This is a genomic window from Alitiscatomonas sp. (assembly GCF_037242085.1).
Taxonomy (GTDB): domain Bacteria; phylum Bacillota; class Clostridia; order Lachnospirales; family Lachnospiraceae; genus Alitiscatomonas; species Alitiscatomonas aceti.
Genome location: NZ_JAXXBR010000088.1, coordinates 1 through 14,704 on the forward strand (window position 1 = coordinate 1; position 14,704 = coordinate 14,704).

At 48.9% G+C, this 14,704-nt stretch carries 11 protein-coding genes, 1 tRNA gene and 1 pseudogene; 8 read left to right on the forward strand and 5 right to left on the reverse strand.

Annotated features, from left to right (window positions below; all coding sequences use genetic code 11):
* Positions 1 to 96: 96 nt before the first annotated feature.
* Positions 97 to 167, forward strand: a tRNA-Cys gene (locus tag WIH05_RS09050).
* 113 nt (positions 168 to 280) lie between these two features.
* Here the strand turns inward: WIH05_RS09050 and WIH05_RS09055 are convergent.
* On the reverse strand, positions 281 to 505 hold the full coding sequence (locus tag WIH05_RS09055; RefSeq protein WP_215653723.1) for a hypothetical protein: 225 nt from the start codon (positions 503 to 505) through the stop codon (positions 281 to 283).
* A 461-nt stretch (positions 506 to 966) separates the two neighbouring features.
* Here WIH05_RS09055 and WIH05_RS09060 point away from each other — a divergent pair, with 461 nt between their 5' ends.
* Positions 967 to 2,262 carry an ATP-binding protein gene (locus WIH05_RS09060; protein ID WP_022272314.1) on the forward strand — a complete coding sequence of 432 codons (1,296 nt, stop codon included), beginning with the start codon at positions 967 to 969 and terminating at the stop codon, positions 2,260 to 2,262.
* A gap of 193 nt (positions 2,263 to 2,455) precedes the next feature.
* On the opposite strand, the pseudogene WIH05_RS09065 reads toward WIH05_RS09060, so the two are convergent.
* Positions 2,456 to 2,758 (reverse strand): annotated as a pseudogene (locus tag WIH05_RS09065) (IS110 family transposase); the annotation flags it as partial.
* Between the two features lie 194 nt (positions 2,759 to 2,952).
* Here WIH05_RS09065 and WIH05_RS09070 point away from each other — a divergent pair.
* From WIH05_RS09070 to WIH05_RS09085, 4 genes are all read left to right on the forward strand, one after another.
* Positions 2,953 to 4,284, forward strand: a complete 1,332-nt coding sequence (locus WIH05_RS09070) for an AAA family ATPase (protein ID WP_337425280.1) — start codon at positions 2,953 to 2,955, stop codon at positions 4,282 to 4,284.
* Positions 4,285 to 4,764: 480 nt separating this feature from the next.
* Positions 4,765 to 6,237: an MATE family efflux transporter gene (locus WIH05_RS09075; protein WP_022272311.1), complete on the forward strand. Its 1,473-nt coding sequence runs from the start codon at positions 4,765 to 4,767 to the stop codon at positions 6,235 to 6,237.
* Positions 6,238 to 6,383: 146 nt separating this feature from the next.
* Positions 6,384 to 7,883 (forward strand): 4-alpha-glucanotransferase, encoded by a 1,500-nt coding sequence (gene malQ / locus WIH05_RS09080; protein WP_022272310.1) that lies wholly within the window; start codon positions 6,384 to 6,386, stop codon positions 7,881 to 7,883.
* A gap of 189 nt (positions 7,884 to 8,072) precedes the next feature.
* Complete coding sequence (locus WIH05_RS09085; RefSeq protein ID WP_022272309.1) at positions 8,073 to 8,897, forward strand: hypothetical protein; 825 nt, start codon at positions 8,073 to 8,075, stop codon at positions 8,895 to 8,897.
* A 94-nt stretch (positions 8,898 to 8,991) separates the two neighbouring features.
* On the opposite strand, the gene WIH05_RS09090 is transcribed toward WIH05_RS09085, so the two are convergent.
* Positions 8,992 to 10,317: a sodium/glutamate symporter gene (locus tag WIH05_RS09090; protein WP_215653719.1), complete on the reverse strand. Its 1,326-nt coding sequence runs from the start codon at positions 10,315 to 10,317 to the stop codon at positions 8,992 to 8,994.
* 57 nt (positions 10,318 to 10,374) lie between these two features.
* Positions 10,375 to 11,403 (reverse strand): hydroxyacid dehydrogenase, encoded by a 1,029-nt coding sequence (locus tag WIH05_RS09095; protein WP_022272815.1) that lies wholly within the window; start codon positions 11,401 to 11,403, stop codon positions 10,375 to 10,377.
* 298 nt (positions 11,404 to 11,701) lie between these two features.
* Between WIH05_RS09095 and WIH05_RS09100 the strand changes: the two genes are divergently transcribed.
* Both WIH05_RS09100 and WIH05_RS09105 read left to right on the forward strand, forming a co-directional pair.
* Positions 11,702 to 12,589, forward strand: a complete 888-nt coding sequence (locus tag WIH05_RS09100; protein WP_022272814.1) for a sugar phosphate isomerase/epimerase — start codon at positions 11,702 to 11,704, stop codon at positions 12,587 to 12,589.
* 19 nt (positions 12,590 to 12,608) lie between these two features.
* Entirely contained in the window at positions 12,609 to 13,571 is a 963-nt protein-coding gene (locus WIH05_RS09105) for a D-2-hydroxyacid dehydrogenase (RefSeq protein WP_022272813.1), read from the forward strand.
* Here the strand turns inward: WIH05_RS09105 and WIH05_RS09110 are convergent.
* Complete coding sequence (locus tag WIH05_RS09110; RefSeq protein WP_022272812.1) at positions 13,564 to 14,532, reverse strand: LysR family transcriptional regulator; 969 nt, start codon at positions 14,530 to 14,532, stop codon at positions 13,564 to 13,566. The two genes, WIH05_RS09105 and WIH05_RS09110, sit on opposite strands and share 8 nt — an antisense overlap.
* Positions 14,533 to 14,704 lie beyond the last annotated feature (172 nt).

Here is a 14,704-nt window from a genome sequence, read left to right on the forward strand (position 1 = left end):
GTTAAGACATCGCCCTTTCACGGCGGTAACACGAGTTCGAATCTCGTTGGGGTCACTCCTGGAATATTTAGTGTTCCAGTGCATACAATAGAATATGGCGCGATAGCCAAGCGGTAAGGCGTGGGTCTGCAACACCCTGATCACCGGTTCAAATCCGGTTCGCGCCTCTTGAGGAATCACAGAAATGTGGTTCCTTTTTAGTGGAAAGAGCCGTTTTGGAACAAGTTGGTACACTATAAATCGAAAGATAAAGGTATAGATAAGAGCAGGTGTTCAAATTTTAGAGAGTTTGTTCATCTGCTTTCTCTATGGATGAGGATTTGATAACCGCATCCAGTAGCTGTACCTTCTGGTCGGAAGGACAATTCAGTTTTTTAATATGCTGATTGACCAAACTTGTGTGGACACCGGCAACACGCTCTGCCAATTCACGCTGACCTTCTATGGTTTTAGGATAATGGACAATTACATTGATTGGAGCACTCTTTCTTGCGATACCACGCAACTCCCTCGTTATTTTAGTCTATGCTAATTGCTTCATTTCATAGTTGTGCTATCATCGAGGAAAATGACAAATTTTTAAAGAAATTACAATCTGTAGAATTGTTAAAAGAAGAGGATATCTACGCATTAAAAGAGAAAATACATATGAACAGAACTTATGATGTTTATATGAGATTGTAATTTGATAATTCTACAACTTTAACTCTTGTCAAAAAATAATATATGCTTATTAAGCAGTCATGCATTTTGGTGTGTGGCTGCTTTTTTAATAAGAACATGATTAAAACACGGGATAATAATTGCTACTAAAGCATATAATGTGATTGTAGAATAGAAAAATGCAACAATTCACAAAAATCTATTCCGATTCCCGCTGATATATTGATTTTTGAAGTCTATCTGGATATAATGGAATAGAAAAATGCAACATATTGCAAAAATCTTTCGCAAGGAGGTTTTAAGATGGAAATTCGCAGAGATTTTTATTTGAATAAACTGACAAAAAGAAAAAATAATGGAATGATTAAGGTAATTACAGGTATTCGTCGATGTGGAAAATCCTATTTGTTGAATAATCTGTTTTATCATCACTTATTGGAAAGTGGAGTTGATACAGACCACATTATCCGTTTTGCCTTTGACTCAGCTGAGGATCTTTATATGATTGGCGAAAGCCTAATTCAGATTGAAAAGGAAAAGCGTGGAGTTGATCCTGAAAAATTCATGGCATATATCCGTTCCAAAGTTGTAGGTGAAGGAATGTATTATCTGCTGCTTGATGAAATTCAGATGTTGGATTGCTTTGAAGCTGTTCTGAATGGTTACCTTCGTAAAGCTAATATGGATGTATTTGTGACCGGAAGTAACGCAAAACTCCTGTCCAAAGATATAGCCACTGAGTTTGCCGGTCGTGGTGACGAGGTTCATATGTATCCCCTGAGCTTTGCCGAGTTTATGACTATTTACAACGGTGATAAGTATATGGGATTATCTGAATATATGCTATATGGCGGTATCCCTCTGGTTGTTCTTCGAGAGGGAGCAAACGATAAGGCAGTTGTATTGCAGAATCTGTTCAATGAGATTTATCTTCGAGATATTACCAAGCGTAACAGAGTAAAGAACATTGGAGAACTGGAAGATCTTCTGAACATTCTTTCCTCTGCCATTGGTTCGCCGACCAATCCTGAAAAATTGAAGAATACTTTCAAGACGGTAAAGAAATCCAGAATTACTTCCGCTACCATTAAGAAATATCTGGATTATTTTGAGGATTCTTTCTTGATTGAATCAGCGCAAAGATATGACATTAAAGGAAAAGCATATATTGAAACACCAAAGAAATATTACTTTTCCGATCTTGGACTTCGCAATGCCAGAATCAATTTCCGACAGTTCGAGCAGACCCATTCTATGGAGAATGTAATTTATAACGAACTTCGTATGCGTGGCTACGGCGTGGACGTAGGTGTAATACCGATTGCGGAACGCAATCAGGAAGGTAAGGTTATCCGCAAACAACTTGAAGTTGATTTTGTATGCAATCTTGGTTCTTTCAGATACTATATCCAGTCAGCATATTCACTTCCTGATGAAGCGAAGCGTACTCAGGAAATCAGACCGTTCAGAAAGATTGATGATTCTTTCAAAAAGATTGTTGTTACCAAAGACATCGTTCAGCCACACTACGATGAGTATGGTATTTTGACTGTGAACATTTATGACTTCCTTCTTGATCCGCAGATTCTTGAAAAATAAACAATGTAAACTCATGTTGCGGGATGTAAAGCTGATGTGGTGGAGTTACTTGATAGTATTAGGTACAATGAAATCACAAAAGTAAAGTCCAGCTAAGAAATGTCAAGAGGTGATATGAAAAAAGGGTAACCTTAACAGACCATTCCGATATATTGGATTGGTCGCGAACGAAATATTGAGAGTGCCGTGTTGATTATGCGGCTTGCAGTATCTTGTCTGGATGCTCCGCAGCGAATTGCTGGCAGTGCTCTTCCGGGGTGATGATCTCGAAAGGTTTGTTATCCCGAAGCATGGCAAAGATGATGTTGCAGATCTTATGCATGACAGAGCCCATTGCTGCCGGTCTTTTCTTGCCGGAGCACTTCCGGGTGTAGTAGTCGTAAACTACAGGATTCACAGGTGTGCCGCTCCCTTTATCAACCTTTACGTTATTGAGTGTGACCATGTAAAGAACCCGTCTGGCAAGGTTGGAACCGCGTTTGGACATATGGATTTTTCTTTTGTTTCTATTAATACTGAAGATGATGACGAAACAGAGGAATTGGTGGACTTTTCCGATGTGGATTATGAGGATGACCGCCTGGGAAAAACTAATTTAATTATGCTATACTATAAAAAAGTCGTATTAGGAATGGTAGGGGGATCTATGGAGATAGAGTTAAAACGGGATATATACGAAGAACTGCTTAAATGGAAAAACGAAGTTCAGGACTTGTTTTGGAACTGGAAGGAGCCAGACAGGTTGGCAAGACTTATATTTTGGATAAATTTGCAAGAGAGCAGTATCAGCAGTATATTTATATTAATATGATTGGGGAATCAGGAGAATATTTTCTGGAATGTTACGAAAAGGCGTATCATCGAAGAAATGTACAGGACGAGGCAGAAAAGGGCATGGCCGCAGTACTGAAGACGTATGCTTCTGACTTTGTAGACAGCAGGGAGACAATCGTTGTTATTGATGAGATACAGGAGTCTCCGGTGATCTACAGCCGAATCCGCGAATTTGCCAGGGATTTTTCCTGCGATTTTATTGTAACAGGAAGTTATTTGGGAAAGACACGGGAAAAAGAATTTTTCCTTTCTGCTGGAGATACGGATACCCTGGTTATGGGGACTCTGTCTTTTCCAGAGTTTTTGGGGGCATTTGGAAAAAGGGATCTGTATGAGACCCTTACTCTGGACGGGAAGGACGATCATGCCAGGTATGATGAAATCAAGGATTATTTTGATTTATACTGCCAGCTTGGCGGTTATCCAAGAGTTGTCCAAAACTATTTGGAAACCGGAGATCTGAGCCAAAGCCGGAGGCTGGTGGAGCGGATTATCGATATTTTTATCAAGGAGTCATCCAGATATTTTGAATCCGAACTGGATATTGAGATATTCGGGCAGTTATTTCAGGCAATCGCAATTATGCTTTTAAAGGAAAAGAGAGGTACGGAAGATCTGGTAACAGACTTATCCAAAATCGTCTTTAAAGAAGAAAGTGGACGGGTTTCTAAGAAGATGATAAATCATGCCAGAAGCTGGCTGTATTTATCTCACGTAATCGGTTATTGCAGCAAAAGTATTAATTGCGACCATTTAAGCATTGTAGATAACTGCAGATATTATTATATGGATTTGGGAGTTGCTGCTTATTTTCTGAGAAAGACCGGAGAATCAGATACAGCTACAAAAGGAATTCTATGCGAAAACTTTGTGTATTTGGAACTTTTGAATCGGTTGAGGAACACAGACAGTATTGCAGGAACCGTGCCATGGTTTGCCGTATACCAGCAGACGGGTGGAGTACTGGATTTTTATGTCAGAAGTCTGCTGGATTATAAGAATTACGGATTGGAAGTAAAAGCAGGAAAGAGCGCAGGAAATACAGCATCCACTTTATTGGAAGCAGGCTTACTGGATTTCCTGTATCATCTAAAAGGTAATACCTACGGTGAAATTACGGAGGATGGAAAAGTCCAGACAGTACCGCTCTACCTGGCTGGCAGAATCAGGTTTGATAAGGGAGTGTGATTCTTACAGGGTTACCGGAAGGGGCCGAGTATACGGTGACTGAGTTAGATGCGAATACAGATGGCTATATAACAGATCCATCTGGAGGGGCCATATGAATCTGTTCGAGCAGACGTTTAGGAAAATGTAAATCTTCCGGAAAAAATGGATGTGGTGGAAATTACGGATATGCCTGTCGGATCAGATGTAACAGAGAATGTTAAAATACCTAAAAACGGAGACGCCAACCGGGCATGGCTATGGGGGCTTTTAGGTATCACATCATTGATAGGATTATGTTCGGTATGCATTTATTGGATCTTTAGAATAAAAGATACACAAAAGAAGTAAAGTAAGAAATTTTATAAAGGTGCCGCAATGTATCATATTTAATGATTGTGCGGCACCTTTGCTTTTATTTTTCAATTTTTTCTGTTTATTCTTCCCATCCCTCTAATTTTATTTTATAATAGACATATTGAGGGAGGGGATTACAACTACATGAAGACAAAAGAACGACTGCAAACGACTCTGGACCGCCTGCCCTACGGGCCGGAAGGCATGCCGGAGGACCAGAAGGTAAGCAAAAAACTCCCGGAGGGCGTCCGGTCCCGGGAACTGTACGAGGACATTGTCCGCATCGCCGGGCCCAGCTTTGTGGAGCTCCTGCTGACACAGCTCACGTCCATGGTAGACCTGATGATGGTGGGCTCCATGGGCGGGACGGAGAATCTGGAAATGGGGACCCAGGCACTGGCGGCCGTGGGATTGACCACCCAGCCTAAATTCCTGCTGATGGCCGCATTTGTTTCTATGAATACAGGCGTCACGGCCCTGGTGGCCAGAAACCGAGGCCGGGGAGACCAGGAAAAGGCCAACCTGGTGGTGCGCCAGGGACTTCTGTTCACCTTCTGGGCAACGGTGCTCATGTCCATCCTGGGCGTCGTATTTGCCCGGCCAATGGTGATATTTATGGGTTCCACCGAGGAGACGGTAACCATATGGGCCACCCAGTATCTTCAGATCCAGATGGCCGGTTTCCTCACCATGGCGCTGACCAGTACCATAACGGCGTCGCTGCGGGCAGTGGGGGATTCAAAAACGTGTATGATCTACAACATGATCGCCAACGGCGTCAACGTTTGCTTTAACTGGCTTTTGATCTACGGAAACCTGGGCTTCCCGGCCCTGGGCGTTGCCGGCGCCTCCATTGCGACGGTGATCGGGCAGTTCGTGGCCTTTGCCATTGCGATCTCTGTGATCCTTAAGGGGAACGGATTCCTGAAGCTGGAATTCCGGAAGGGCTTTAAGCCGGACCGGGGAGTCCTGGGAGATATCCTGAACATCGGTCTTCCGGCTATGGTGGAGCAGCTTCTGATGCGCGCGGGGATCATCATTTACGCAAAGACTGTGGCGTCCCTGGGAACTGTGGCGTATGCGACCCACCAGGTCTGCATGAATATCCAGGCCCTGTCCTTTATGACAGGACAGGCGTTTGCCGTTTCGGCCACGACCCTTATGGGGCAGTCTCTGGGAAAACGCCGCTACGATATGGCCCAGGCCTACACGAGCCGCACCAGGACCGTCGGCTTTTTGTTCTCCCTGATCCTGGCCGCCATATTTGTCCTGTTCGGCGGCAATATCGTTGGCCTCTACAACAGCAATCCGGAGATCATACGGATCGGCGGGCACATCATGCTGATCGTGGCCTTTTTACAGCCGTTCCAGAGCTCCCAGTTCATCGTTGCCGGTGGACTGAGGGGTGCAGGAGACACCAGGACCACGGCCATGATCACCTTCGTCACAGTGCTTTTGGTACGTCCTGTATTTGCCATCATCCTGATCCGCATGGGCCTTGGCCTTTACGGAGCCTGGTACGCCCTGGCGGCTGACCAGCTTCTCCGGTCGGCCCTGGTCCTTGCCAGATACCAGAGCGGAAAATGGAAGACCATACGGCTCCGGAACGAGGTGTAGACCGGATACAGCTTAAGATTTCATAAAGAGCGGGGCTGCTGCAAAAGAGAAGGTTCTGAACCTCCTTTTGCAGCGGCTCCGCTTTTCAAATCCAGCCGTGTGATGTATAATAAAACTGTTATCTGTATAGAAAGGACAGGATGAGTATGAAGACTATGTTGGACCGCGGCGCAGGCATTCTGATGCCGGTTTCCAGCCTCCCGTCTCCTTATGGGATCGGTACGTTTGGAAAGGCCGCTTACGAGTTTGTGGATTTTTTAAAGAAAGCAAGGCAGAAATACTGGCAGGTACTTCCGGTGGGGCCCACCAGCTATGGGGACAGCCCCTACCAGTCGTTTTCTGCATTTGCGGGGAACCCGTACTTTATCGATCTGGATACCCTGGCAGAGGAGGGGCTGCTGACCCGGGAGGAGATCAACGCCTGCTATTGGGGGTGCGATGAGACCCAGGTGGCTTACGATGCCGTATTCTGGTACCGGTTCCCTCTGCTGAAGAAAGCCCATGCCCGCAGCGAATTCCATGAGGAAGAGGGCTATGAGAAGTTCTGTATGGAAAGCTGGTACTGGCTCAACGACTATGCCCTGTATATGGCATTGAAATTCCATTTTGACAACCAGGAATGGCTGGCCTGGCCGGAGGATATCCGCTTCCGGAAAAGGGACGCGGTGGAGCGGTACAAAGAGGAGCTGAAGGAAGAGATCGATTTCTGGAAGTTCTTACAGTATAAATTTTTCCAGCAATGGAAAAAATTAAGGGCATACGCCAATAGCCAGGGGATCTCCATCATAGGAGACATTCCCATTTATGTGGCATTGGACAGCGCAGACGTCTGGAACCATCCGGAGCTGTTCCTGCTGGACGAGGAAAGCCTGACGCCCCTTAAGGTGGCTGGGGTCCCGCCGGACGCCTTCAGCGAGACCGGGCAGCTGTGGGGAAATCCCCTGTACCGCTGGGATGTACAGGAAAAAACAGATTTTGCCTGGTGGAAGGAACGGATGAAGGCATCTGGACGGCTGTATGATGTGGTCCGCATCGATCATTTTATCGGAGTGGTCCAGTATTATGCGATCCCGGCGGGCGCCGAGGATGGAAGGACGGGAGAATGGCTCAAGGGACCTGGGAAAAAGCTGACGGATGCCATCGGCCAGGTGATCGGAGACACAAAGATCATCGCCGAGGACCTGGGGATCTTTGTACCGGAGGTAAAGGCGCTTTTGGAGGAGACCGGTTATCCGGGCATGAAGATCATCGAATTTGCCTTCAGCGGAGACCGGTTCAATGAGCATCTTCCCCATATGTATACGCCAAATTCCGTGGTTTATGGAGGTACCCATGACAACGAGACGCTGGTGGGATATTTTAAGCCGGAAGAGCGCCAGTGGTGGGAGTTACAGTATATTGCCGATTACATGGGTGTTTCCCATCAGGACCAGGTGGTGGACCGGGTCATGTTCACGGCCTACGGATCTGTGGCCAGCGTGGTGATCTTCCAGGCCCAGGACGTTCTGAAGCTGGATAACTGGGCCAGGATGAACACGCCGGGAACGGTGGGGAGCAACTGGAGATGGCGTATGCGCCCCGGTGAGCTGAATCAGGGCCATGCGGATCATCTGGCCTGGCTGGTGGATACCTTCGGGCGGTTTTAGGGATGCGCCAGGAAGGGCGATGGACAGCAGGAGACTGCCGAAGAAGGAAAAACATCCTGGTTTATTGGAATTGTGAATAAAATAACGATATCTGAAAAATCTGAGGATGACTCCTTGACAAAGTGTGAATGACTTTATATAATAGGGCTTTCCCGTTGACAGAAAACTTTGTAAAAGGAGATATGAATCATGAATAAGAACACAACAGATATCACATTATCAGCTTATTTCAATGACATTGTCATCGGATATTATGAGGATGAGGCGCTGGTAAAGCAGCTTGGCAGACAGCTGGGCTTTGATGTGGACATGGATACGTTTATGGCCGTATCGTTCCAGTACCCGTCCGATATGAATGTAAAACCGGAGGACCGGGAAAGGCTTACGGATGCCGCCCAGGCGGTGATCGGGCTTTCGGAGATCAATAGAAGGATCACGGGAAAGCAGATCATCACCTGTGATTCCGGTGTATGTGTAATCCTTATTACCCATGATAAAGCAGAGATGCGCCGGATCCTGGATGCGGTGAAGACTGTGGCCGCCGAAGAGGTGGGGAGGATCGTTTCCGACCAGAGGATCCGGGTGGGGATCGGTACCATTGAAGGCGGGATCAAGGGCATCCGGCATACGTACAGCAATGCACAGGATGCAGTAAAGGCTGGAGAGATTTTTAAGAAGGACCGCGTGATCCTGGAATATATGGGCATGGAAATATACAGCAGCATCAACCAGATGGTGGTAAGCTTCGGAGACCGGCTCACGAGAACGGTCCTGCGGCAGCTGGGAGAGACGGAAAAACGGGTCCTTTCCCAATATTATAAATGCAAGGAGGATGCTGCGCTGACCGCAGAGGAGCTGGGGATGACCCAGGAGGAGGTAAGGAACAGCCTGGCCCAGGTGAAGGTCAATACGGGTCTGGATGTAAACGATACCGAGGACAATTTCAAGCTCCATTTCATAACCATTGCCAAGAAAGTGCTGGAAAATGACGAGAGGATCCGGAGAAACCGCTGATCCATAAAAAATAATGAAAAAGCAGCCGTCCGGCTGGGAAATGACCCGCCGGACGGCTGCTTTCTATAATTATGGGGTAAGGTATGAACAAAAGTTATGCGGCAGTCCGTTTGTTTTTTCGTGCGAAGAAAATGAAGCCAAAGGCTGCAAATCCGAACATCATGGCAAAGCCGACGCCGCAGGTGAGGCCGATGCCGCTGGTCAGCCAGATGGGGGTGAGGCCGACGAACACGTCCTTCCAGGACATGATGGCGGAGTAAACGCCGTGGGTATCGCCTGCGCTGGATAAGGAATCCGGATCAACGGCTCTTACCAGGGCAAGACCAGTGGAGGTGTTGCCGGTGGCTGCGCCGAAGGCCATGCAGGCTTTTTCAAACCATTCCTCACGGCAGAAGCGGTATGCCAGATAGAAAATGATTGGGACTGTGAGCACTGCCAGGATCACGGTGTAGATCAGTACGGGCACGATATAGGTGGAAACAAATTCCATATCCAGGGTGGCCATGGCTGTGAAGACGGTGATCTCCAGACAGAAGCCGCTGGCCAGCTTAATGGTCTTTAAGTCCACATAGCGCTCCAGCTTTGTTGCCTTTAAGAACTGCCACAGGATCGCACCGCCGAAGATGCCGTGGAGTACGCTGGGAAGCTCGTTAAAGAACGGGATGTAAGCGCCAAGGAAGCCAAAGAGCTTGCGGCCGATGAAAAGGGCGGTCAGAAGCCAGGCGACCTGTAAGGCCAGGTGGTTGATGCTGATGCCGGTGGTCACCGTATGACCGGAGGCCACACGCTTTTCCTCGGGAAGAACGCCGCCGTAGAAGTAATCCGGCTGCTTTTTAGGCTCCTTTACATAGGTTCCCCAGCCCCTCCGGATACCGAAGTTGACCATGATCATGCCTACCAGCATGGCAACGATGAGGCCAAGAGTAGACAATACCATACCTACGGCCATGTTCCCCTCGATGCCCAGCTTTTCAAAGGCTGCGCCGGCAGCAGCGGCAGTTCCGTGGCCGCCGTGGAAGGAGAATACACCCATGACGCCCCAGCCATCGGGAAGGCCGGGCCAGATCTTCTGTAACAGCCAGCCCAACAGAACGCCCAGGCCCAGCTGCATTCCATAGGAAGTCATGGTCATGCAGGAATAATCCAGGTAAGATCCAAGCTTTTTCCTGTTAATGGTCACACCGAATACGGTGGCGGCCATTACGATGTCGATCATAACGCTGGGGATGGAGCCGAAGCTCTCGGGAACCTCAACGACGCCAAGGATCTGCTGACCCAGTAAAAGGAGGATCAGTCCACCGATCAGCGACGACGGAAGGAACAGCTTCTGGAGCGGTTTGCACAGCTCGCGGACAAAGAAGCCCACGAGGAGGAACACAGCCAGCACCAGGATATCATTACACAGTGATGCAACAGTCATTTCTTAAATCCCTCTGCTTTCGTATTTTCTGAATGTTTATTAAAGATTAAACATTCATTAAAAATCAAACATTCCAGCCGGTTTTGTATCCGGTTTTTTCGTGTCGGTATAGGTTTTCGCGGTCTTATAGTCCACATCGTTGATGGGCCATGTGGGAGCCTTGCCCTCGTAGACCTCCTGAACGCCCATGGCTGCGAAATAGGATGCGCGATGGGCAGCCTCGGTGGTGTTTCCGCCGATGTGGGGATAAATGATCACGTTGTCCAGGGTTAAGAGAGGATTCCTGGGATCCACCGGTTCCTTCTGGATCGCGTCCAGGCCGGCGCCTGCGATGATACCGTCTCTGCATGCCTCATAAAGGGCGGTCTCATCCACGCAGCCGCCGCGGGCCGTGTTGATCAGGAAGGCAGTGGGCTTCATCATAGCCAGTCTTTCTTTATTTACCATGTTCTTTGTCACCGGAGTGTTGGGGCAATGAAGGGAAACGTAATCGCACTCCTTGAAGATCCGGTCCAGATCACGGACTACCTCAACGCCTTCGGGGAAATCACAGGCCGGCTTATAGGGGTCGTAGGCCATGACGTTCATCTCAAAGCCCAGGGCGCGCTTTGCAACGCGGCTTCCGATGTTTCCGCAGCCGATGAGGCCCAGTGTCTTGCCGTTGATGGTGTTCTTTCTTACCTTTAATTTTGCCTTGTAGAAGTCGTCTACCCAGGTCTTGTGGAGAACGGTCACGTTGCGGCTCATTTCCAGGATCAGCAGCATGGCTGTCTCAGCCACAGAGGTGCTGTTGGCCACCGGAGCGTAAAGGGCCTGGACGTTGTTGTCATGACATGCCTTCACATCTAAGGCATCAAAGCCTGCGCCATGGCGGACAATGACCTTTAAGTTGGGGTTGGATTCAATGATCTCTCTGGAGATCGGTGTGATGCGGACGATCATGGCGTCCGGCTGGTATTCCTTAAAGTCTGCCAGAACATCCTCTGGCTCAAAGCCGCGTCCATCGATGATGGTATGGCCGGCATCCTCTAAAAGCTTCCGTCCCTCGGACATGATCTCCTGCGGCAGTAAAATTTTCCAAGCCATAGTATAACCTCCTAAAATTTTTTGTGTATTTTTTTGTGCTTCACGGACGTGTGTCCTTCTGGTTGTCATTATATGGGAATCGCAAAGCAAAATCAAACAAGCAGTTTTGGGCAATATAACAAAAAAATGTTGTGAACATCTCTTAACACATAGAAGAAAACGGATGAAAAGAAACACACATGGGGGAAACATAAGAGGAAACAATAAAATTTTGTTAAAATATGAATAATATATTGCTTTTCCTTTGTTAATACTTGAAATATACTGGAACTAAATAAATATAATAGGAGGGGAAGCCATGAAGGAACCGATCAGCAGATATTTCCAGATGGGAACGCTCACCTGGATGTCGTTTCCAAGTCTGTCAACGCTGGAAGCTGTAAAAAGAGTTGCCGCAGATGAGTATTTTACCGCCGTAGAGGTCCGGAGCTGTAGGGATGACGCGGAACGGGAGGAGGTACGGAGGGTCCTGGAGCAGGCACATCTGACCGTTTACTATGGAGCGCATCCGGACCTTCTCTCTATGAAACTGAATCCCAATGCCGTGGACGAGGCGGAGCGCCAGAGGGCAGAAACATTTTTAAAGCACGCTGTGGATGAGGCATCCTACCTGGGCGCCAGGGGAATGGCCTTTCTGGCTGGAAAATGGGAGGAGAAAACGAAGGAGCGGGCGTACAGCCAGCTTTTAAAGACCACGATCCAGGTCTGCCGTTACGCGGAGGAAAAGGGACTCAAGGTGGAGCTGGAGCTGTTTGATCATGATGTGGACAAGGCGGTGCTCATGGGACCGGCTTCCTATGGGGCTGCCTTTGCGGCAGATGTGAGGAGACAGTGCGGAAACTTTGGCCTTCTGGCGGACTCCCATATGCCGCTGACCCGGGAGACGGCCAGGGAGGTGATTCCGGCGATCCGGCCATATCTGACTCACCTGCATTTTGGAAATGCCGTTACGAAGCCGGGATGTCCCGGATACGGAGATAAGCATCCAAGAATGGGATTTCCGGGAGGCTGCAACGATGTTCCAGAGCTGCTGGACTTTTTACAGGTGCTGAAGGAGGAGGGCTTTTTCCGGGAGGAGGATCCCCTTCCCATGTCCATGGAGGTAACCGTGATGGACGGAGAGTCTGAGGATGCAGTACTGGCCGGCACCAAGCGGGCATTCAACCGCGCCTGGGCGCTGCTTTAAACAAGGAGGATGAAAGAAGATGAAGATCGTTATTTTAGACGGCTATACGGAAAATCCGGGAGACCTGACCTGGGAGCCGCTGGAAAAGCTTGGGCAGGTGACGGTGTATGACAGGATTTCTTATGAGGAGTCTCCGGAGATCGCAGAAAAGATCGGCGATGCGGAGATCGTGGTGACCAATAAGACGCCGGTGTCCAGGGAGACCATGGACCGGTGCCCGGGGATCCGGCTGATCGCCGTCATGGCGACCGGCTATAACATTGTGGATTATACTTACGCCCGGGAAAAAGGGATCCCGGTGGTCAATGTGCCCAGCTACGGGACTCAGATCGTGGGTCAGTACGCCGTCAGCCTTCTTCTGGAGATCTGTTCCCACATCGGATACCATTCCGAAACCGTAAAGGCCGGAAAATGGGAAAAGAATCCGGATTGGTGCTACTGGGATCATCCGATGATCGAGCTGTATGGAAAAACGGCCGGGATCGTGGGCCTGGGCCGCATCGGCCAGGCTACGGCGAAGATTTTAAATGCCCTGAATATGAAGGTGATCGCCTATGATGCCCATCAGAGCCCCCAGGGAGCGGAGCTGGCGGAGTATGTGGATCTGGATACGCTCTGGGCCCGGTCCGACGTGATCTTCCTGCACTGTCCGCTGTTTCCGGAGACCCAGGGGATCATCAACCGGGATACCATTGAAAAAATGAAGGACGGCGTGATCCTCATCAACAATTCCAGAGGCCAGTTGGTGGTGGAGCGTGATCTGGCAGATGCCCTGAACAGCGGGAAGGTTTATGCTGCGGGGCTGGATGTGGTGTCCACAGAGCCCATCCGGGGGGACAATCCTCTTCTGAGAGCCAGAAACTGCATCATCACGCCCCATATTTCCTGGGCCGCCCGGGAATCCAGGGAGAGGATCCTGGATACCACAGTGGAAAATATCCGGGCATTTCTCGACGGATCCCCGGTCCACGTGGTCAATTAAAGGGCCTGGGACGTCCGGGGAGGACGGTCGCGATGCCGGCAAATACTTCTTTTGTAATGGAAATAAAATCCTGGGCATACTGGGGCAGAACGCGGTCCTTGTGGGAGGCGATGACGACCCGGTGGCCGATGATCTCGTTTTTCAGGGTCAGAGGAAAGGCGTTGGCCTCCGGATAGGCGGAAAGAAAGGCCGGAAGTCTTGCCTGCGTGCAGAAAAATGCCCCGTAATCATAGGGAAACAGGGAAATGAAGAGCTCTGTGGACTGGGATTCCAGAAAGATCTTCGGCTTGACCCTGGCGGCCAGGAAGCACTGGTCGATGGTTTTCCTGAGCTTCATGGAGGGATGGGGGAGGAGGAAGGGAAGGCCGGGAAAGGCGCTCAGATCTGTCCCCCGCTCCGAGCGGTTTTTCAGGACGCTCCAGGTGTCCGGATAATATTTTTTTAAAAGATGGTCGGAACAGACCATGTAAATATGATCGTTGAGAAGAGGCGTGGAGTCCAGCTTGGGATTGTCCTGGTACATGACGCCGATGAAAAGGTCCAGTTCTCCGTTGCAGAGCATTTCCTCCATTTCGCTGGAGGATTTATCGCACAGCTCAATGGAGATATTGGGCCATTTTTCATAAAACTGTGGGAGGATGCTGGGAAGGGAGATCTCTCCCCGGTAGGTGGGGATCCCTAACTTCAGGCTGCCGATGCTGTTGGCCGATATATCTGCCAGGCGGTTTACGAATTCGTGTTCCTCTGCCAGGATCTTTACCGCCACGGCGTAAAGCTGCTCGCCCTCATAGGTAAGGGCCAGCTTTGGCTTCCGGTGGAACAGGGAGACTCCGTAGTACTGCTCCAGACGCTGGATGTGCTGGCTTAGGTTCTGCTGGGAAATGTAGAGCTTCTGGGCCGTATTGGTGACGTGGAGCTCCCTGGCCAGTTCAACGAAATAGTAGAGGGTCAGCAGGTTCATAAAATTACCTCCGATCTGAACATATACTGCTTTCATTATAATAGAAGAAAAAACAGAAGTAAAGAATAACAATATTTCTTTGTGGATAGCAAACAGATACATTGTTTGCTATTGTCATAATTCTGTCTTACAATGAAACCAGATCAAGGAGCTGCGGCTCCCGGCACAGAAA

Bases quoted from the DNA above. Each gene is read 5' to 3' on its own strand.
- WIH05_RS09060 (WP_022272314.1), top strand. From the start codon at position 967: ATGGAAATTCGCAGAGATTTTTATTTGAATAAACTGACAAAAAGAAAA.
- WIH05_RS09070 (WP_337425280.1), top strand. From the start codon at position 2,953: ATGGAAAAACGAAGTTCAGGACTTGTTTTGGAACTGGAAGGAGCCAGA.
- WIH05_RS09075 (WP_022272311.1), top strand. From the start codon at position 4,765: ATGAAGACAAAAGAACGACTGCAAACGACTCTGGACCGCCTGCCCTAC.
- malQ (WP_022272310.1), top strand. From the start codon at position 6,384: ATGAAGACTATGTTGGACCGCGGCGCAGGCATTCTGATGCCGGTTTCC.
- WIH05_RS09085 (WP_022272309.1), top strand. From the start codon at position 8,073: ATGAATAAGAACACAACAGATATCACATTATCAGCTTATTTCAATGAC.
- WIH05_RS09090 (WP_215653719.1), bottom strand. From the start codon at position 10,317: ATGACTGTTGCATCACTGTGTAATGATATCCTGGTGCTGGCTGTGTTC.
- WIH05_RS09095 (WP_022272815.1), bottom strand. From the start codon at position 11,403: ATGGCTTGGAAAATTTTACTGCCGCAGGAGATCATGTCCGAGGGACGG.
- WIH05_RS09100 (WP_022272814.1), top strand. From the start codon at position 11,702: ATGAAGGAACCGATCAGCAGATATTTCCAGATGGGAACGCTCACCTGG.
- WIH05_RS09105 (WP_022272813.1), top strand. From the start codon at position 12,609: ATGAAGATCGTTATTTTAGACGGCTATACGGAAAATCCGGGAGACCTG.
- WIH05_RS09110 (WP_022272812.1), bottom strand. From the start codon at position 14,532: ATGAACCTGCTGACCCTCTACTATTTCGTTGAACTGGCCAGGGAGCTC.